The following is an 18,557-nucleotide window of genomic DNA, read 5'->3' on the forward strand; positions in this document are numbered from 1 at the left end:
CTAAATTAAGGGGGTTTTAATGGACTTTTTTAAAATTAAAGGCATAATTGCCTTTTTAACAATAGGGTTTTTAAATGCCTTTGTAGATTTAGGGCATAAAATTATAATTCAAAATACGATTTATAAGGTTTATGAAGGAAGCACGCAATTATTACTTACAGCTATCATAAATGCTTTGATATTATTACCTTATATTTTCGCATTTTCACTCTCAGGCTTTTTAGCAGATAGATTTTCAAAAAATAAAGTTATGAAAATCTCAGCTTTAATTAATGTATTTTTACTCTTAATAATTTGCTTTTCGTATTATTTAGGTAATTTTTATTTAGCATTTATAATGACTTTAATTCTAGGCATACAATCAGCCTTTTATTCTCCTGCAAAATACGGCTATATTAAAGAATTGGTTGGTGTTAAAAAACTTGCTATCGGTAATGCTAGTATTAATGCTGTTAGTATAATAGCTATTTTACTTGGAATGCTAGTGTTTTCGCTTGGTTTTGAAATGCTTTTGGATATTTTTATTAGTAAAGAAGATATTTTAATACAGGTTGCTCCTTTAGGAATTATCTTAGTTCTTTTTGCATTTTGTGAATATTTATTAGCAAGAACTTTGCCAGAAACTAGAGCAGATAATAAAGATTTAGCCTTTAATAAAGCAGATTATTTAAGAGCAAAATTGCTTAAAAACAACCTTAGCCTAATCTTTAAAAACAATACAATTTGGCTTAGCATAATAGGTATTTCATTATTTTGGGCAATTTCACAGCTTTATTTAGTATCTTTTCCTGTATTTGCTAAAAATCATCTAAACGAAAACAATACATTTTATGTGCAATTAGTATTAGCAGCAAGTGCAATAGGTGTAATCGTTGGCTCAATAATAGCAGGAAGATTTTCTAAAAACTACATTGAATTAGGGCTTATTCCACTCGGTGCATTAGGTATATTAATATGCTCAATTTTAATTAGTTTTATAAATAGCTTAAGTTTATTTGCCTTAGTATTTTTTATATTTGGAGTTAGTGGAAGTTGCTTTGTGGTTGCGCTTAGCTCTTTAGTGCAATTTAATGCTAAAGAAAATGAATTAGGCGTAGTTTTAGCAGGAAATAACTTTATTCAAAATATTTTTATGCTAAGTTTTGTAATTATTGCAACCTTGTTTGCGTATTTACAAATTGATGTTTTATATTTGTTTTATTTCATTGTTTTGGTTGCTCTTTGTGGCTCTTTATATGTTGTTTTAAAACTACCTTTTTCTTTGGTAAGAATATTAGTAAGTTTAGCGTTTTTGCAAAAATATAGATTATTTGTAAATGGCTTTGAAAATATCCCACAAAATGGCGGAGTGTTGTTGTTAGGAAATCATATTTCTTTTATTGATTGGGCTATTATACAAATGGCTATTCCTAAAAAAGTTCATTTTGTAATGGAGAGAAAATACTATCAAAAATGGTATATTAGAATGTTTGTAAAGCATTTTGGAGTAATTCCTGTAAATCAAGCTGCAAGTAAAGAAGCCTTAGAATTAATAGCTAGTTTTATTAAAAAAGGCGAAATCGTATGTTTGTTTCCTGAAGGCACACTCTCAAGACACGGACATTTGAATGAATTTAAAAGTGGATATGAATTAGCTTGCAAAAATCTTAGTGAAAATGATGGAGTTATCGTTGCTTTTTATATTTATGGGCTTTGGGGAAGTTCGTTTTCAAGAAGTAAAGAAGAATATAATTTAAGTAATAAAAAAATATCAAAAAGAGAAATTTCTCTAGCATTTAGCAAGCCTTTAAGTATTCATACAAGTAAAGAAAAATTAAAGCAAAAGGTATTTGAATTATCTTTTATTGCAACAAAACTTCAATGCGATAATCTTGCTAGCATAGAAAAATCATTCATTGATACAGCTAAAAAGTATTCATCAAATATAGCTATAAGCGATCCTTTAGCAGGAGAAATAAGTTATAAAAAACTTTTAGCTCTAAGCCTAATGCTTAGCAAAAAAATCCCTAATAATGATAATATCGGAATAATTTTACCAGCTTCTTTTGCTTCAAGTCTAATAAATCTAGCAAGTTTAATCGCTGGAAAGTGCGTTGTAAATCTAAACTATACAGCAGGAATTACTGCTATTAAAAAAGCTATTTTAAATGCAAATATAAAGCATATTTATACATCTAAAAAATTCTTAGAAAAGCTTGAAAGCAAAGGCTTTAAACTTGAGTTAGATAATGTTAAATTAATTTATTTAGAAGATATAGTTAGTCACTTTAAAAAAGAAAAATTAAAAGTATTAAGCTATATATTTATAAGCACAATTTTGCCAAGTTTTATGCTAAAGGCAATATTTACAAAAAATTATAGCAATGAAAAAACAGCAGCAATATTATTTAGCAGTGGAAGTGAAGGCACGCCAAAAGGTGTAATGCTAAGTCATAAAAATATTTTAAGCAATATTAGTTCAATCTCAAATGTAATTTGTGCTAGAAATAATGATGTAATTCTTGCATCTTTACCACCATTTCACGCATTTGGCCTAACGGTTACAACTTTTATGCCATTAATTGAAGGAATTAAGAGTGCAACCTATGCTGATCCAACCGATGCTTTAGGCATTGCAAAAGTTATTGTAAAAAATGAAGTTAGTATTATGTGTGCAACTTCAACATTTTTAGGGATATATGCAAGAAATAAAAAGCTTGATGAAATTATGTTTGAAAGTCTTAGAATTGTTGTTGCAGGGGCTGAGAAATTAAAGCCTGAGATTAAAACAGCATTTGAGTTAAAGTTTAAAAAGAATATTTATGAAGGTTACGGAGCTACTGAGACAACGCCAGTTGCAAGTGTGAATTTACCAAATCAATTTGACAGCACTTATTGGACTTTACATAGAGCAAATAAGGTTGGAAGTGTTGGAATGCCACTAATTGGCACAGCTATTAGAATAGTTGATCCAAATAGCTTTAAAGAGCTTGGAGTAAATGAAGACGGGCTTATTTTAATAGGCGGACATCAAGTAATGCAAGGATATTTAAACGATACCAATAAAACTAATGAAGTAATAGTAGAAATTGATGGCATTAGATGGTATAAAACAGGCGATAAAGGACATTTAGATGAAGATGGATTTTTATATATCGTAGATAGATATTCAAGGTTTGCAAAAATCGGCGGAGAGATGATTTCGCTTGGATTAGTTGAAGAAATGGTAGCAAAAATTACAGGAGATTTAAAAGTATGTGCAACTTCACTTGAAGATAGCAAAAAAGGAGAATTAATAGCACTTGTAATTGAATGTGATGAGAGCGAGTTTAATAATCTTGTAGATTTAATAAAGCAAAGCGAAATGCTTGCAATTTATAAGCCAAGTTTATATATTCATACAAATGCTATGCCTATTTTAGGAAGTGGCAAGGTAGATTATTCTAAAGTAAAGGCTTTGGCAAAAGAATTTGAATTAGGAATTTAAAATGAGAAATATTGATATAGCAGGAATAGGAGTAGCTTTACCTAGAGAAGTTAGCAATAATGAGCTTGAAAAGAAGTTTAATCTATCAAGTATAGAGAAGGTTACAAAGCTAAAATCAAGACATTTTTTTGATGATGTAAAGGATATTGATGAATATATTTTAAAAGCCGTTGATGAAGCTTTAAAAAATGCAAATATTACTAAAGATAAAATCGCTTGTATTATAAGTTCTGGTGCAGTAAATAAAATGGCGATTCCATACAATGCTTCAAATATTCATAGATTATTAAAGCTTTCAAGTAATGTTGGAAGTTTTGATGTGAATATGACTTGTTTATCATTTTTAAGAGCATTTGATATTGCTAGTAGAATGATTGAAGAATTCGAATATATTTTATTTGTTAGCGTTGATGTAGCAAGCGTTGGGCTTGATTGGGAAAATCTTGGCACAGCAGGATTATTTGGAGATGGCGTTAGTGCAGTTATTTTTAAAAAATCATCAAGTGGGGGATTAATTAAAAGTAATTTTTATACTTGTTCAAGTGGTTATGAGATTTGCACTTTAAAATCAGGTGGGTATTTATATAATCCAAGAGATTATAAAGACCAAAGCAAATTAGGGCAATTTTGTATGAATGGCAAGGAATTATTTAGGCTTGTAATGAATGAAATGCCTGCGTTTTTAGCAGATTGTAATATAAATTATGATGAAATTTCTTATATTATTCCACATCAAGCAAGTTTTAGCTCTTTAAAAAACGCTATAAAATATTTAAAATTGCCTAGCGAAAAAATTATAAATATTTTTGAAAACCACGGAAATCAAATAGCATCATCACTTCCAATTGCACTTAATTTCGTAATTAAAACCAAAGACTTAAAAAGTGGCGAAAAATTATTATTTTTAGGCACTGGTGCAGGAGTTTCGCTAGGATGTGTGTTATGGCAAAAACCTTAGATTATATTTTAACAGGTGCAACTGGTGGCTTAGGAAGGGCTTTTGTTGATTATATTAATGATAAAGATAGTATTTTAGCTCTTGGTAGAAATGAAGTAATCGGAACTAGCCTAAATGCTAATTTTAAAAAATGCGATTTAAGTAATTTAGATGAGGTTTTAAATGTATTTTCAAAGGCAAATTGTCTTATACATTCAGCTGCTTTAAGCTCTGCTTGGGGTAGTTTAGATGAGTTTTATAAACATAATGTCTTAGCAACTTCAAATATTATAAAAGCAGCAAAAGAACATTGTATAGAAAAAATAATTTTTATTTCAAGTCCTAGCATTTATTTTGATTATACAAATCGCTTTAATATTAAAGAAGATTTAGTGATTAAAAAATTTGCAAGTTTATATACATATACAAAGTTTTTAGCGGAGCATTTAGTTTTAACTTCAGGTTTAAAATATGTGATTTTAAGACCAAGGGGGATATTTGGAGAATATGATAATGTATTGCTTCCAAGACTTAAAAAGCTTAATTTTATGCCTTTAGTAAATGATGAGGTAATTTGCGATATAACATATTCAGCAAATGTAGCTCATGCTATTTATTTAGCTAGTAAATGTGATGAAAATTTAGTTTTTAATATAACAAATGATGAGAGCTTAAAATTAAAAGATATTTATACTTTAATACAAGATATTTTAGAGCCAAATTTAAAGATAAAAAAAGTCAATCAAAAAGCTTTAAAAATATTTGCAAATACTAGCGAACTTTTAGCTAAAGCAAAGCTTATAAAAGAGCCTTTGATTACGAATTACACCTTAGGCTTAATATCTTATTCTCAAACGCTAGATATTAGCAAGGCAAAAGAGATTTTAGGATATGAGCCAATTTATTCTATCAAAGATGGGCTTTTAAAATGCAAAGCAAAATAATAAAAGCAAAGGTTTATATAACAGGCTCTTGTAAAAGTTATAAAAATATAGCCTTAAGTAGTGAGAAATTGCAAAAGACTAATTTTTTAGCCTTGAGTGTTTATTTTGAAGTACTTTTTCGGGGTAAGATTTTAAATGTTTTATTTGATAGTGGATATTCTAAGCATTTTTTTAATGCAACTGCAAAATTTCCAAATAAATTATATGCACTAATAACTCCTGTAAGGCTTAAAAAAAGCCTAAAAGAATTGCTTGAAATTGATGGAATAAACAAGATTGATTATATTTTTATATCTCATTTTCATGCCGATCATATAGGTGGTTTGCTTGATTTTAAGGATAGTTTTTTTGTAAGTTCTAGGAGTGAATTTGAAAAATTATTTAATAAAAATAATTTATTAGCACTAAAAAACGGCTTTTTAAAAGAGCTAATTCCAGATGATTTTTTAGAAAAGTTAGTTGATATTGAAAGTTTAACAAAGATAAAAAATGAATTATTTGATGAGTTTTTATGGCTTGATGTTTTTAGGATTTTTAGATTAGATGGACATGCAAAGGCTCAATTTGGTTTAGCTTTCAAGTGTGATGATTTAGAAGTATTGTTAGTTTCTGATGCTGTGTGGGATATAAAAAGTATTGAAGAAAATATAAAGCCTTCTAAGATAGCTAATTTACTTTTTGATGATAGTAAAAAATTTTATGAAACTTTAGAAAAATTACAGATTTTTTCTAAGCAAAATCCTAATGTTTTAATAGTTCCAAGTCATTGCGAAAGCAGTATAAATAAACTTATAAAAGGGTTAAAAAATGCTTAAAAAACTTTATTTATTTTTAAAGACTTTTATACTTACAAAAGACTATAAATCAAGGCAAAAACTAAATAAACATCAAGCAAATTCCTTATTCAAATTCTTAAAAAATTTAAATAGTGATTTTTATCCAAAATCATTAGATTTAAAGGATTTTAATATTATTGATAAAAAGATTTTTATGGATAATTTTTCTAAAATAAATACCTTAAATATTGATGAAAAAACAGCGTTTAATATAGCTATAAAAGCAGAAGATAGTAGGGATTTTTCTTCTAAATTAAAGATAAAAAACAAAAACATTACAATAGGACTTAGCTCAGGAACTTCGCAAAATCGTGGAGTGTTTTTATTAAGTGATGAAGAAATAGCTATTTGGAGTGGCTATATGCTTAAAAAAATGCTACCAAAACCATATTTTAAAAAAAGAAAAATAGCCTTTTTTTTAAGAGCAAATAGTAATTTATACGAAAGCACTAATAAAAGCTTTTTAGAATTTAGATTTTTTGACCTTTATAAAAACATAAAAGAGCATATAACTAGCTTAAATGCTTATAAGCCTGATATTTTAATAGCACCTGCAAGTGTTTTAAGCTATTTTGCAAATGCTACTAATTTAGATATTAAACCTTGCAAAATTATTTCAGTTGCTGAAACACTTGAGCCACATATAAAAGATAAATTAAAAGCTAGATTTAATCAAACAATACACGAGATTTATCAATGCACTGAAGGCTTTTTAGCTCATACTTGTAGTTTTGGGCACTTGCATTTAAATGAAGATATTGTGTATTTTGAAAAAGAATGGCTTGATGAAACTAGATTTGTTCCGATTATTACGGATTTTAAAAGGCAAACCCAACCTATTATAAGATATAGATTAAATGATATTTTGCATATTGATAATAGCCCTTGTGAATGTGGCTCAGCTAGAATTAAAATTAGTAGAATTGAAGGAAGATGTGATGAGATAATTTATCTTAAAGATAAATTTAATAAGGATTTTTTGCTTTTTCCTGATTTTTTAAGAAGAGCTGTTTTAAGAACAAAAGAAATTAGTGAATATTGCTTTGTTTTTAATAAGCAAAATTATGAATTATTTGCTTATATAGACAATTTAGAATACGAACTTGAACTTAAGAATAATTTAGAATTTTTATTTAAAGACTTAGATATTATTAGTCCAAAAATTATGATTAAGCAATATGAAAGATTTGAATTTATGAATAAAAGAATTAGAATAAAGGTCATTTAATGCGTGTATTAATCACTGGTGCAAGGGCTCCTGTTAGCTTTGAATGGTTAAAGATTTTAAAAAATGATGAATTAATTTTCGCTGATTCAATTGATTTTATTTTGCTAAATAAAAATATAAATTATATAAAAATGCCTAGCCCTAGATTTGATTTTTATAATTTTTGTAATGAGTATTTTAAGCTTTTTAAACAAGTTGATAAGATTATTTGTAATTGCGAAGAGATTTTTTACATAGCACAGGCAAGGGATTTGTATTTAAAGGCAAATCCTAATGAAGAATATAAATTCTTTATACCTAAAACTTCTTTTTTGCTTACTTTTCATAATAAATTTAGTATTTTTTCAGCCTTAAAAGATATGAGTAATTTAAGTTATAAAAATGTAAGCATTAAATATCCAAAAAGTTATTATGTAAATAATGTTAGCTTACTTAAAAAGTATGATTTAAGTAAGTTTATTTTAAAGCCTATTTATTCAAGATTTGGCTTAAATGTGATTAGAAATATTGATATAAATAAACTTAATATTAGTCTAAATAATCCTTATGTTTTACAAGAAAAAATAAATGCTAATCAAATTTGTAATTACGCAATATTTGAAAATGGTATTTTAAAAGAGCATATTGTCTATGATAGTAGGTATTTAATCAATAATTCAGCAGGCTCTTATTTTGTAAGAATTGATGATGAAAATATTAATAAATGTATTTTTAATTTTATGCAAGAATTAGGAATTAATTTTAAGCTAAATGGACAAATTGCCTTTGATTTTTTAATGCAAAAAAATGATGAAAAAATCAGCTTATATCTAATAGAATGCAATCCTAGAGCAACAAGTGGTCTTCATTTTATAAATAATGCTAATTCTCATTTAAGAGTTGGAAAAAGTATTTTATATATGTTTTTTGTAAAATCTTTAAAAGAATTCAAGCTTGCAAAATTATTTAAAGATTACTATAAAGCAAGTGATGTTTTAAAGGAATTTGAAATAGGAATTAGAGATTTTATTTTTTATGTTTATGGGCTTTTTAAAATATCTTATAATTTAAGTGATGCAAGCACAAAAGATATAGAATTTAACGCTTTAAATGATTATTATTTAGATGATATTAAAGAAGATGATTTTAAAACTAGATTTTTAAATGCTTTTTATGAGCCAACGAATGAGCTTATAAAAAATGTAAATGTAAATATCAAAAAACTTGATAATATTTTTTATACGGACATTATTTATACTAATGATAATCAGTGTTTTACAGCGTCTTTAAGAGGGCTTATTTATATAGCAAAAGATGAATTAATAAAGCTAGAAAATCCTTTTATAAGGCAAGTTTGCAAGGCTTTAATTAGTATTTTTGAAAAAATAATTACATATATTGATGATATTGTTTTTATAAACAATCATTGTTTTAGCACTAATTTATATGAAAAACATTGGGAAAATTATGAGTTTTTAAACACTAAATTTTTAAACGATTTTTCTAAACTAAAAAATACTAAAAAAATCCTAGCTTTAAGATGTGTAAATGAAGTGCAAAATCCACATTTGTTTAACTTTTTAAAAAATAATGATTTTGTAATGCTAGCTACTAGGCAAGTGTATTTGATGAATGATTATGAATTATTAGAGCTTTCAAGAGATTTTAAAGATGATAAAAAGCTCTTAAAAGACTTTAGTTTTATAAAAGTAAATGATAATTTTGCTAAGGCTTTAAAGCTTTATAATGAATTGTATTTAGAAAAATATTCTTATTTTAATCCACAATTTTCTAGCGTTTATTTATGTAATTTAGAAAAAAATAATATTTTAGACTCTTATTATATGCTTGATAAATCGCAAGAAATTGTAGGATTTGTAAGCTTTATGCAGAATAATGATTATATAAGCGTTCCTTTTCTTGGCTATAAAATGAGTAAGCAAAAAGAACTTGGCACTCTTTATAGAGCCTTGCAATGCTTTATATTAGAGTATTGCAAAAATACTAAAAAATTTTTAAATCTAAGCTCAGGTGCTCCTATTTTTAAGACAAATCGTAAATTAAGTCCTTGTATTGAATATAGCTTTTTATATATAAAACATTTGCCGTTTGTAAAAAGATTTATTGTTTTAATACTAAGTAAAATTTCTACTAAGTTTTATGCAAAAATTTTGAAAAAATACAAATTATAAATTACCAAATTAAGGCAATATCAGTTTTTAAAATTAGGAGTATTTTATGAAAGAAAAATTTTTTATTTTAATTTTAGCATTTTTAAGTGCTATTGCGCCCTTAGCAACTGATATGTATTTACCGGCCTTAAGTTTGGTTCAAGATAGTTTTAAAACAAGTGAATATTTTATCCAGCTTAGCATTGCAAGTTTTTTCGTAGCATTTGCTCTGGGTCAATTAATTTATGGTCCTTTAAGCGATGTTTATGGTAGAAAAATACCTTTAATTATAGGTCTTAGTATTTTTATAATTTCAAGTTTTTTATGCTTTTTAGTTGATGATATTTATACTTTTATAGCTTTAAGATTTATGCAAGCTCTAGGCGGTTGTGCTGGAGTTGTGATAGCTAGAGCCATAGTAAATGATTGCTTTTCTAAACAAAAGGCTGTTGCGGTATTTTCATTAATGATGATTAGCTCAAGCATAGCTCCTATGATTTCTCCTAGCATTGGTGGATTATTGCTTAAATATTTTTCTTGGCAAAGTATTTTTATAACTCTTTTTGCTTTAGGAATAGTTTTATTATTGTTAAGTATTTTTTATCTTAAAGAAAGCAATAATAATAAAATCGCTTTTTCAATCTTTAATATTTGCTTAGCTTATAAGAGTGTTTTATCTAAAAAAAGCTTTATAATTTATGTTTTAAGCTCAAGTTTAATTATGTGTTCTTTATTTGCTTATATTAGTGGTTCTAGCTTTGTTTTTACTAAGGTTTTTAATATTAGTTTGCAAGAATATGGACTAATTTTTGGTATTAATTCTTTAGGTTTTATGATTGCTGCTAGGCTTAATATTTATTTTACAAATAAATTTAGTGTAGCTAAAGTGATATTTTTTGCTTATTTAATAATGTTTATTAATTCTATACTTTTAATAATTTTTTCTAATAATTTTTACACTTTTAGCGTGTTTTTATTCTTAACTTTATGTATGTTAGGCTTTATTACTCCAAATCTAGTTACAAAAGCAATGAGTAAATCAAAACGCTTCTCAGGAAGTGCTTCAGCGATTTTAGGTGCTTCGCAATTTATTTTCGCAGGATTTGCGGCGTTTTTAGTAGGGGTTATGAATGCTAATACAAGCTTTACTTTAGCCTGTGTTATTAGTGTATTTTGCTTATTATCTAGTATTTTATATCTTTTAAAAATAAGAATAATTAAATTGTTTTAAGTTTAAAATTATGAAATAGGAAGTAATTTCCTATTTCTTTAAGCAAGTTTATCTATTAATTTATTATCAAGCAATTCTTTTGCAAAAGCAGCACTATCATGAGTAAAATCTCCTAAAAAATCATCGCTTTTTGCCATATTTTTATCAATAAATTCCTTGCTAACATGCAAAAACTCTGCGTAATGTTCGTTAGCTTTATCGCTAGCTTTGTTTAATTGCTCTAGTTTTTGTGGATTTTCTAAGGAATTTGGATCAATATTTAAAATTTCAAGCTTATCTAAATCAGCCTTGCTAAGTGCTTTTACTCCATTTGTATTTATTGTATTTTTAATTCTTGTAAGACTTGAGAGTGCGTTTGCTATTTCTTGTTTTTTCTTAGCTTCTTCATCATCTACATTTATGCTTTTTATTTCATTTGATGAGATATTCACATTTAAAGAAGTTTGTAAATTATCATTATTTGCAAATTCTTCGCTCTCGCCTAGAGTTATAGTATCATCAAAATCGCTATTTGATAATATTGTTTGATTTAAGGCTTCATCAATGTTTTTAGGAACAGAATCTAAAATCGTAGTATTATCAGCCAAAAAACGCTCAATTTTTTGATAAGCTTTATAATCTTTAGCATTTGTGCCATCTAAGCTAAATTTTGCTACTACATTAAGCTCTAATAATTCATCTTTATTTAAAAATTCATTATTGTTTTTATTAGCAGCTGCATATCCTCTAGCATAAGCAATATCGCTAAACCAACCACTTACATATTTTTCGGCATTACCATTTAATATAATACTCCCATCTTCACGCTTATAAAAGTCTTTACTATCAAAATGGCTTTGCAATTTTGCTAAACTTTCATCGCTAATACTTGCAGAGCTTATGCCATTTTTGTTTTCAAAATAGATTTTATTACCACTATTATCGCCTGTTTTTAGATTGTCTATTTTATTGTTTTTGATGTTTTCATCAATTTGTTTTAGTTCGTTTTCGCTCTTTACTCCGCCAAAACTCTCACCCATCTTATGATAAGTATTGTTGTAGATACTACTTAAATTAACTTGCATTAAATCTCCTTTAATTGATAAAGGATTTTATTTTACTTTTTCTTAAATATTTATTAATCTTCATTTCTTAAACAAAAAGAAAATTCTTTAGCAAAAAAGTTTATATTTATATTTCCTTTTTCGCAAGGAGTTACGATTTTGCAATTTTGATAGCAAGGTTTTAAGCCATAAAATTCTAAGATTTTGTAATTTTGACTATGTATGCTAATTTCATTAATCCCACGAGATTTAAGCTCTTTTGCTAGTTCTTTATTTAGATGATAGCTTTTAGCAAAATGTTCGTTTTCATCAATAAATCTATATAAAAATGGATTAAATATTAAAAACAAAAAGCTAATTACTAAAGAAGTTAATATAAAAAATAAAATAACATTATGTTTAGCTCTAAATTGTGGTAAATGCACTTTAAAAGAGTTTAAAAAATTAGCAATAATCAAAGGTATTGCAGGTAATAAAAATGGTAAAAAATCAGCAATTTCAGGCTTTTGTCTAAATGATAAAATAAGGCAAATTATAAAAGCACTCGCACTTATGCAATAAAGCAAATCTTTTTTACCTTTAAAGCTAATATAATAAATCGTATAGAAAAAATACAAAAATAACGGCGGAGAAAAAACAGCCGACATAATCGCAAGCGAATCTAAAAAATATCCTTTAGGCTTACCAGAAAAGTCATATCCATAGATTATAAAAGTTGCAAACATTAGTAAAATTGATAAGACTAATAATTTTGATAATCTATTAAAATATGCATAAAATATACAAGCAATAAATAATGAAATCATTGCTTTATCAATATAAACACAAGCTATTAAAACCCCATAAAATATATAAAATTTCTTATTTAACGCAAGATAAGTAAGAAGTAAAGAAACAAATATAATAAGCCCAGCAGGGTTTATTAGCAATGCAGAAGCTAGGCTTCCTGGAGTAAGATTAAAAACAATATTAGCTAAATAGGCATTATTTTTAAGGTATTTAATTGAGATTTTATATAGTAAAATATTGCTTAAAATATGCAAAATAATATAAGCATATCTTATATGTTCCGTGCCAAAAACACTTAAGGCAAAGTTAGCAAATAAGCCATTTAAACTACTTGAACTAAGCTCATTTAGTTCATAAATACTAATGCTTAAAAAACTATTTTGCCATAGTAAAATACATATATCAATTAATAAAATAATGCCTAATTTATAATTCATCTAATTCCTATTTCAAATTCTCTAATTTTTTGATTAAATTTAGCCATAGATTTACTCCGTTTTCTAAAGCGTTTTTATTAAGTTGCATTTGTGGATGATGAAGCCCTGGTGAGCAATCAACTCCAAGCCCCATAAATGCCGATGGAATGCCTAGTTTTATAGGGTAGAAGAAAAAGTCTTCTCCACCAGGTGTGAATTGCTCTTTTATTAAATTGTCTTCTCCTAAAGTATCCACAATCACTTCTTCACAGATTTTTGCAAGTTTTTTATCAATTATAGCTGCAGGAATATTGATTAGGTATTCATAATTTATTTTAGCGTCGTATGTATTAGCCATATTTATGATGATTTTTTCAAGCTTTTCTTTCATTTCTTGCATGCTTTCATTATGCTGAGCTCTTAAATCAAATACTAAAGTAGCCTCACTAGGAATTGAATTAGTTACTCCACTATCACAAATAAATCTTGTAGCCTTTATGCTGCTAGGTTTATTTGGGTCTATATAAATCTTTCTTGCTAAATCAATTATGCTAACTCCTATATCAATTGCATTAATTCCAAGATGTGGTCTTGCTCCATGAGCAGCTTTGCCTACTATATCTATTTTAATCGCTGCACTTGCTGCATAATACATTGAAGCGATTGCTTTAGGGCTTGGGCATTCTTGAATAGGGCGAATATGCATTCCAAAAATTGCACTAAGATTATCACAAGCTCCTAATTCAATCATTTTTAAAGCTCCACTTCCAAGCTCTTCAGCAGGTTGGAAGATAAATCTTATTTTTTTATTTTTAACGATATTTTGCTCTTTTGCTTTTAAGGCTGCACAAAGTAGCATTGACATATGAGCGTCGTGTCCGCAAGTGTGTTTTGCACAGGCAATATTATCTATAATATGCCCTAAAGCATCAATATCAGCTCTAAGACCTATGATTTCATCACCACTTCCAAGCTCTGTATAAAAGCCAGTTTTATCTAATTCTTGTATTTTAAATCCTGCGTTTTTAAGTGTGGTTTTTAAATATTCACTTGTTTTAAATTCATTAAATCCAAGCTCTGGAATCTCGTGTAAATATTCATAATGTTTTATAACTTCCATATTAACTCCTTTATTTTTATTACTAATCTTAAAAATTATTGTAGAATAGAATTCTTAATCTTTTTAAAGGAGAAAGTATGCAAAAAGCTACGGAATTTGAAGTAGGAAAGGTAAAGCCAGGTGCTTATCTTGCTTTAATCTTTTTGGTTTTATTCTTTTCAGGACTTTTAGCAGGCCATGATATGTTAAAAGCATTTGATTTTAACACCTTAACAGGTAATTTTGGTGCTGTTGTAAAAGGAGTTGATGGTGCTAAAGGCACAACATTTGTTGGTAGTGGTGGATTTGGTGCTAGAGCTGGATTTTTATTTGCTTTTAGTTTAATTCCTGCTGTAATGCTTGCGCTTGGAGTTATTGAAGTAATGGAGCATTATGGTGCTATAAAAGCTGCTCAAAAATTATTAAATCCTATTTTAAAGCCGATTTTAGGAGTTCCAGGTCTATGTGGGCTTATACTAATTACTGATTTACAAAGCACTGATGCAGGAGCTGCTATGAGTAAAGAAGCAAGGGAGAAAAACTATATAAATGATAAAGATTTAATAGTAATTGCTGCTTGGCAATATAGTGGTGCTGGAATGATTAATAACTTTTTTGCAATAGGTTCAGCGCTTTTAGGTCAATTAGTTTGCATTAATTTAATACCACTTGTTGTTATGTTTATACTCAAATTCGTTGGAGCAATTTTTGTAAGAATTATGCTAAATACATTTTATAGAAAGGATTTTGAATGAATAACGAGAGCAAAAATCCATTAGATATTTTTATAGTTGGAGCTAAAAAAGGCTTTAATATCGCTATTTATAGTTTAATTCCTAATGTTTTAATGGCTTATATAATTGCAGAAATGCTAAAGATTTTAGGAATTATGAAAATTTTGGGTGATTATTGTGGTGTGATTATGAATGTTTTTGGCTTACCAGGAGAATCAATCACAGTTTTATTATCAGCTTGGCTTAGTTCATCAGCTGGTGTTGGGGTTGCTGCTAATTTATATAAAAGTGGGATTTTAAATGAAGTTCAAGTTACTATCATACTACCTGCAATATTTTTAATGGGAGCTCAGCTTCAGTATTTAGGAAGATTACTAGGAGTTGCAGGAGTTGCTAAAAAATATTGGCCTTTACTTATTTTAACAAGTATTCTGAATGCTTTTATTTGTATGTTTGTAATGAATATAATTTTAAAGTTTATATAAGAGTTCAGGATTACTCCTGAACTTAAGAATTATTTTAAAGTTACGATATAAGCAGCTAAAGCTTTCATATCTTCATCGCTAAGATTTTTAACTTGTAATTCCATATTTTTCTTAGCTTTACCACCAAATGTTCCAGCTTTATAGCCTTGTAATGCTTCTAAAATTGTTTTTTCATCTAAAGTATTGATGATAACTTCTGCACCTGGAGCTTTTTTCTCAGCTGCTTTTCCATGACAGGCAACACATTTTTTATATAAAGTTGCTCCATCACTTGCCATTGCTGCAGTGCTTAATAAAGATAACGCTGCTAAACTTAATAATACTTTTTTCATTTTGTCTCCTTTGTTAAAAAAGTGGGAGAATTGTAATTTTTTTTGATAAACAAACCAAAATTTAAATAATATTTAAAATTTATTTAAATTAATAATGAATCTCAAGTTAGAAAACTAACTTATTTTATGTAAGATTTTTAAAAAGAATTTGAATTAGGAATTAGCTTATGCTTGTTTATATTTTAGAAGATGATTCTAGCATTAATGACTTAGTAAAATATGCACTTGAGAGCTCAAATATTAAAGCAAAAGGTTTTAAAAATGCCAAAGAACTTTATGAAGCTTTGAGAATACAAATACCAAATATTTTAATCCTTGATATTATGTTGCCTTGCGAAGATGGCTTTAGTGTTTTAAAAAATATTAAAAGTAATGAAAAAACAAAAAATATAGAAGTTATTTTATTAAGTGCTTTAAATAATGAAAGTGATAAGGTAAAAGGTCTTGATATGGGGGCAAGTGATTATATTTGCAAGCCTTTTTCTATTTTAGAATTCTTAGCAAGAATTAGAAATGTTTTAAGAAGAATTGACTTTGGTAGCGAGATTATCTTTAAAAATCTAAAGATTAATCTAAAAACAAGAATTGTAAGCATTGATGATTTAGAAATTAATTTAACTTTAAAAGAATTTGAATTACTCACTCATCTTGTAAAAAATCAAAATATGTGCCTTAAAAAAGAAGATATTTTAAAAGAGATTTGGGGAGCTAATATTTCTAGTAGAACGCTAGATATTCATATTAATACTTTAAGAAATAAATTAAAAGATTATGCAAAATATATAATAACAATTCGTGGAGTAGGGTATAAATTAAGCGATGAGAACTAGGATATTTTTTGCTATTTTTTTGATTTCATCTTTTTTACTCATTTTATTACAAGCTTTTGTTTTATATATCGTTCATAATAGTGAATTTGTATTAGAAAGTATTTTTATTGCGTTTTTATGTGTTGTTGTATTTGGTTTGATTTTGGCTTTTTATATTAGTAAAACAATAGTAAAGCCTTTATTGGAATTGGATATTAATGAGCTTGATAAGGATTTTAATTGTAGTGAGTTAAAAACATTTTTAACTCAGGTAAAAGAGCATAATAAACAATTTAAAAAGATAAGAGCTGAGTTTAGCGCTAATGTAACTCACGAGTTAAAAACACCGCTTACTTCAATAATGTTAAGTTCTGAAATGCTTAAGAATAATTTAGTAAAAAAAGAAGATGAAAAGCAATTCATTGATACTATTTATAATCAATCAAGTGCTTTGCTTGAAATGATAGATGAGATTATTAAGCTTTCTTTTTTAGATGAAGTAAATAATTTTGATATGAAAAGTGTAAATATTAAAGATATTTTAGAGCAAATCATAAAAGAATTAGAATTTAAATTAAAAGAAAAGAATATTAAAATTAATTTAGATTTTAACGATTTTGCTTTCTTTGCTAACGAAAAGTTAATAAAGACAATGTTTTATAATATCATTGACAATGCTATTAAATATAATGTTGATAATGGATTAATTTTTATAAGTTCAAAATTTCAAAAAAAGCGAATTATTGTATCTATAAAAGATACAGGTATAGGGATTTCTAAAGATATTCAAAATAGAATATATGAAAGATTCTTTAGACAAGATACAAGTCGCAATAAAGCCATAAAAGGCACAGGTTTAGGGCTTTCAATAGTCAAAAAAATTGCAAGAATTCATAAAGTTAAAATAATGCTTAATTCAGAACCAAACAAAGGAAGCGAATTTATTTTAGTATTTAAAAACACAAATAAATAATATAATTAAGATTAAATTAACACATTGATTTTATAATCAATTTTAAATAATTTTGATGAAAGGACTATCATGAAATTAACAAACAAAATTCCAATGCTAGTGAGTGTGCCGCTAGTAATATGTTTTATTCTACTTGGTATTATGAACTATAATAGTTCAAAGATTGATGCGATTGAGTATTCAAACAATGGCAAGCAAAAAACTCTTGAAGCTACTATGCTTTATATTGATGCTTATTTTGCAGGTAAAATGAATTTTACAACTAAGTTTGCTCAAGCTATTGAAGAAATAGATATAGATGCAAATGAAGATATGATTTTAAGAAGAATTAATTTGTTATATTCTGCTTCAGGTCTTAATGCTTTATATTTTGCAAAAGCAAAAGATGGAAAGACTTTTTATAAAGCTGATGCAAAAACTCCAGCAAATGTAATAGATGGCTTTGATGCTAGAGGTCGTGGTTGGTTTAAAGAAGCTTTAAATGCTAAAGAAGTAGGTTTAAGCGATGATATTTATTTTGATGATAGATTAAAAACAGTTGTAGCTACAATTTATGCACCTGTTAAAAAAGATGGAAAAATAATAGGTGTAGTTGGTGGAGATTTAACTTTAAAACCATTAAAAGATAATATTTTAAAACTTAAATATTCAGCTACAAATGCAATTTTTGCGTTTGATAAACATAATCAATTTACAATACATTCAAATCCAGATTATGAATTGAAGAAAAATCCAGTTATAGAAACAATTAAAGAAGAATTAAGTAAAGCAAAAGATAGAAATGGCTTTAAAACTATTCAATATACTTTTGAAAATAACGCTAAAAATGCAGTTTGTGTGGTGTATGAAAAATTAGGTTGGGTAATTTGCAGCACAAATGAAAATAAAGATTTTGATGAAAATTTAGGAGATTTATTAAAACAAAACCTAACAATCTTTACAATCTCACTAATAATCATATTAGCATTACTATACTTCCTAATCAAACACTCTCTACGCCCACTAGACATAATCCAACAAGGTCTTAAAGAAGTATTTAGTTTAGTAAATCACGAAACCAAACACGCAAGTAAAATAAACCTAAA

16 protein-coding genes are annotated in these 18,557 nt (G+C 27.0%); 12 read left to right on the forward strand and 4 right to left on the reverse strand.

The genetic code is table 11. The features are described from left to right. The first annotated feature begins 19 nt into the window (after positions 1–19). From AC1B00_RS02455 to AC1B00_RS02485, 7 genes are read left to right on the forward strand one after another with little or no spacing between them, the layout of a single operon-like run. Entirely contained in the window at positions 20–3,466 is a 3,447-nt protein-coding gene (locus AC1B00_RS02455; protein WP_488847934.1) for an acyl-[ACP]--phospholipid O-acyltransferase, read from the forward strand. Position 3,467: 1 nt separating this feature from the next. Then, positions 3,468–4,424 carry a 3-oxoacyl-[acyl-carrier-protein] synthase III C-terminal domain-containing protein gene (locus AC1B00_RS02460; RefSeq protein ID WP_488847936.1) on the forward strand — a complete coding sequence of 319 codons (957 nt, stop codon included), beginning with the start codon at positions 3,468–3,470 and terminating at the stop codon, positions 4,422–4,424. Further along, positions 4,409–5,347 (forward strand): NAD-dependent epimerase/dehydratase family protein, encoded by a 939-nt coding sequence (locus AC1B00_RS02465; protein WP_488847937.1) that lies wholly within the window; start codon positions 4,409–4,411, stop codon positions 5,345–5,347. The genes AC1B00_RS02460 and AC1B00_RS02465 overlap by 16 nt, the downstream gene beginning before the upstream one ends. Further along, positions 5,332–6,162, forward strand: a complete 831-nt coding sequence (locus AC1B00_RS02470; protein ID WP_488847938.1) for an MBL fold metallo-hydrolase — start codon at positions 5,332–5,334, stop codon at positions 6,160–6,162. Before AC1B00_RS02465 ends, AC1B00_RS02470 begins: the two co-directional genes overlap by 16 nt. Then, the gene (locus AC1B00_RS02475; protein WP_488847939.1) at positions 6,155–7,411 is read left to right on the forward strand and encodes a F390 synthetase-related protein; all 1,257 of its coding nucleotides are present in this window, start codon (positions 6,155–6,157) and stop codon (positions 7,409–7,411) included. The genes AC1B00_RS02470 and AC1B00_RS02475 overlap by 8 nt, the downstream gene beginning before the upstream one ends. Further along, positions 7,411–9,582, forward strand: a complete 2,172-nt coding sequence (locus tag AC1B00_RS02480; RefSeq protein ID WP_488847941.1) for an ATP-grasp domain-containing protein — start codon at positions 7,411–7,413, stop codon at positions 9,580–9,582. The genes AC1B00_RS02475 and AC1B00_RS02480 overlap by 1 nt, the downstream gene beginning before the upstream one ends. A gap of 46 nt (positions 9,583–9,628) precedes the next feature. Then, complete coding sequence (locus tag AC1B00_RS02485; RefSeq protein WP_239818019.1) at positions 9,629–10,792, forward strand: multidrug effflux MFS transporter; 1,164 nt, start codon at positions 9,629–9,631, stop codon at positions 10,790–10,792. Positions 10,793–10,830: 38 nt separating this feature from the next. Here AC1B00_RS02485 and AC1B00_RS02490 read toward each other — a convergent pair whose 3' ends face one another. Genes AC1B00_RS02490 through AC1B00_RS02500 form a run of 3 tightly spaced genes read right to left on the reverse strand, consistent with a single transcriptional unit; the run spans position 10,831 to position 14,160 of the window. Further along, the gene (locus AC1B00_RS02490; protein WP_488847942.1) at positions 10,831–11,856 is read right to left on the reverse strand and encodes a hypothetical protein; all 1,026 of its coding nucleotides are present in this window, start codon (positions 11,854–11,856) and stop codon (positions 10,831–10,833) included. A gap of 53 nt (positions 11,857–11,909) precedes the next feature. Next, the gene (locus AC1B00_RS02495; RefSeq protein WP_488847943.1) at positions 11,910–13,061 is read right to left on the reverse strand and encodes a hypothetical protein; all 1,152 of its coding nucleotides are present in this window, start codon (positions 13,059–13,061) and stop codon (positions 11,910–11,912) included. Between the two features lie 7 nt (positions 13,062–13,068). Continuing rightward, positions 13,069–14,160, reverse strand: a complete 1,092-nt coding sequence (locus AC1B00_RS02500) for an amidohydrolase (RefSeq protein ID WP_336611313.1) — start codon at positions 14,158–14,160, stop codon at positions 13,069–13,071. A gap of 77 nt (positions 14,161–14,237) precedes the next feature. On the opposite strand from AC1B00_RS02500, the gene AC1B00_RS02505 reads away from it, so the two are divergent. Continuing rightward, on the forward strand, positions 14,238–14,894 hold the full coding sequence (locus AC1B00_RS02505) for a nucleoside recognition domain-containing protein (protein ID WP_488847944.1): 657 nt from the start codon (positions 14,238–14,240) through the stop codon (positions 14,892–14,894). After that, the gene (locus AC1B00_RS02510; protein WP_488847945.1) at positions 14,891–15,358 is read left to right on the forward strand and encodes a YjiG family protein; all 468 of its coding nucleotides are present in this window, start codon (positions 14,891–14,893) and stop codon (positions 15,356–15,358) included. The genes AC1B00_RS02505 and AC1B00_RS02510 overlap by 4 nt, the downstream gene beginning before the upstream one ends. Positions 15,359–15,387: 29 nt before the next feature. Here the strand turns inward: AC1B00_RS02510 and AC1B00_RS02515 are convergent, their stop codons facing one another. Beyond that, a complete protein-coding gene (locus AC1B00_RS02515; RefSeq protein WP_239818025.1) occupies positions 15,388–15,690 on the reverse strand; it encodes a c-type cytochrome in 303 nt (100 codons plus the stop codon). A 167-nt stretch (positions 15,691–15,857) separates the two neighbouring features. Here AC1B00_RS02515 and AC1B00_RS02520 point away from each other — a divergent pair, with 167 nt between their 5' ends. The 3 genes from AC1B00_RS02520 to AC1B00_RS02530 all read left to right on the forward strand — a co-directional run. Further along, positions 15,858–16,520 carry a response regulator transcription factor gene (locus AC1B00_RS02520; RefSeq protein ID WP_488847947.1) on the forward strand — a complete coding sequence of 221 codons (663 nt, stop codon included), beginning with the start codon at positions 15,858–15,860 and terminating at the stop codon, positions 16,518–16,520. Next, on the forward strand, positions 16,510–17,472 hold the full coding sequence (locus AC1B00_RS02525) for a sensor histidine kinase (protein WP_488847949.1): 963 nt from the start codon (positions 16,510–16,512) through the stop codon (positions 17,470–17,472). Before AC1B00_RS02520 ends, AC1B00_RS02525 begins: the two co-directional genes overlap by 11 nt. Positions 17,473–17,541: 69 nt before the next feature. Then, on the forward strand, positions 17,542–18,557 hold a 1,016-nt coding region (locus AC1B00_RS02530; protein ID WP_488847950.1), incomplete at its 3' end, for a PDC sensor domain-containing protein.

It is taken from the genome of Campylobacter sp. DY7 (assembly GCF_057802535.1).

Excerpts from the sequence above, each read along its gene's own strand:
- AC1B00_RS02455 (WP_488847934.1), top strand. The coding sequence starts at position 20 with ATGGACTTTTTTAAAATTAAAGGCATAATTGCCTTTTTAACAATAGGG.
- AC1B00_RS02460 (WP_488847936.1), top strand. The coding sequence starts at position 3,468 with ATGAGAAATATTGATATAGCAGGAATAGGAGTAGCTTTACCTAGAGAA.
- AC1B00_RS02465 (WP_488847937.1), top strand. The coding sequence starts at position 4,409 with ATGGCAAAAACCTTAGATTATATTTTAACAGGTGCAACTGGTGGCTTA.
- AC1B00_RS02470 (WP_488847938.1), top strand. The coding sequence starts at position 5,332 with ATGCAAAGCAAAATAATAAAAGCAAAGGTTTATATAACAGGCTCTTGT.
- AC1B00_RS02475 (WP_488847939.1), top strand. The coding sequence starts at position 6,155 with ATGCTTAAAAAACTTTATTTATTTTTAAAGACTTTTATACTTACAAAA.
- AC1B00_RS02480 (WP_488847941.1), top strand. The coding sequence starts at position 7,411 with ATGCGTGTATTAATCACTGGTGCAAGGGCTCCTGTTAGCTTTGAATGG.
- AC1B00_RS02485 (WP_239818019.1), top strand. The coding sequence starts at position 9,629 with ATGAAAGAAAAATTTTTTATTTTAATTTTAGCATTTTTAAGTGCTATT.
- AC1B00_RS02490 (WP_488847942.1), bottom strand. The coding sequence starts at position 11,856 with ATGCAAGTTAATTTAAGTAGTATCTACAACAATACTTATCATAAGATG.
- AC1B00_RS02495 (WP_488847943.1), bottom strand. The coding sequence starts at position 13,061 with ATGAATTATAAATTAGGCATTATTTTATTAATTGATATATGTATTTTA.
- AC1B00_RS02500 (WP_336611313.1), bottom strand. The coding sequence starts at position 14,160 with ATGGAAGTTATAAAACATTATGAATATTTACACGAGATTCCAGAGCTT.
- AC1B00_RS02505 (WP_488847944.1), top strand. The coding sequence starts at position 14,238 with ATGCAAAAAGCTACGGAATTTGAAGTAGGAAAGGTAAAGCCAGGTGCT.
- AC1B00_RS02510 (WP_488847945.1), top strand. The coding sequence starts at position 14,891 with ATGAATAACGAGAGCAAAAATCCATTAGATATTTTTATAGTTGGAGCT.
- AC1B00_RS02515 (WP_239818025.1), bottom strand. The coding sequence starts at position 15,690 with ATGAAAAAAGTATTATTAAGTTTAGCAGCGTTATCTTTATTAAGCACT.
- AC1B00_RS02520 (WP_488847947.1), top strand. The coding sequence starts at position 15,858 with ATGCTTGTTTATATTTTAGAAGATGATTCTAGCATTAATGACTTAGTA.
- AC1B00_RS02525 (WP_488847949.1), top strand. The coding sequence starts at position 16,510 with ATGAGAACTAGGATATTTTTTGCTATTTTTTTGATTTCATCTTTTTTA.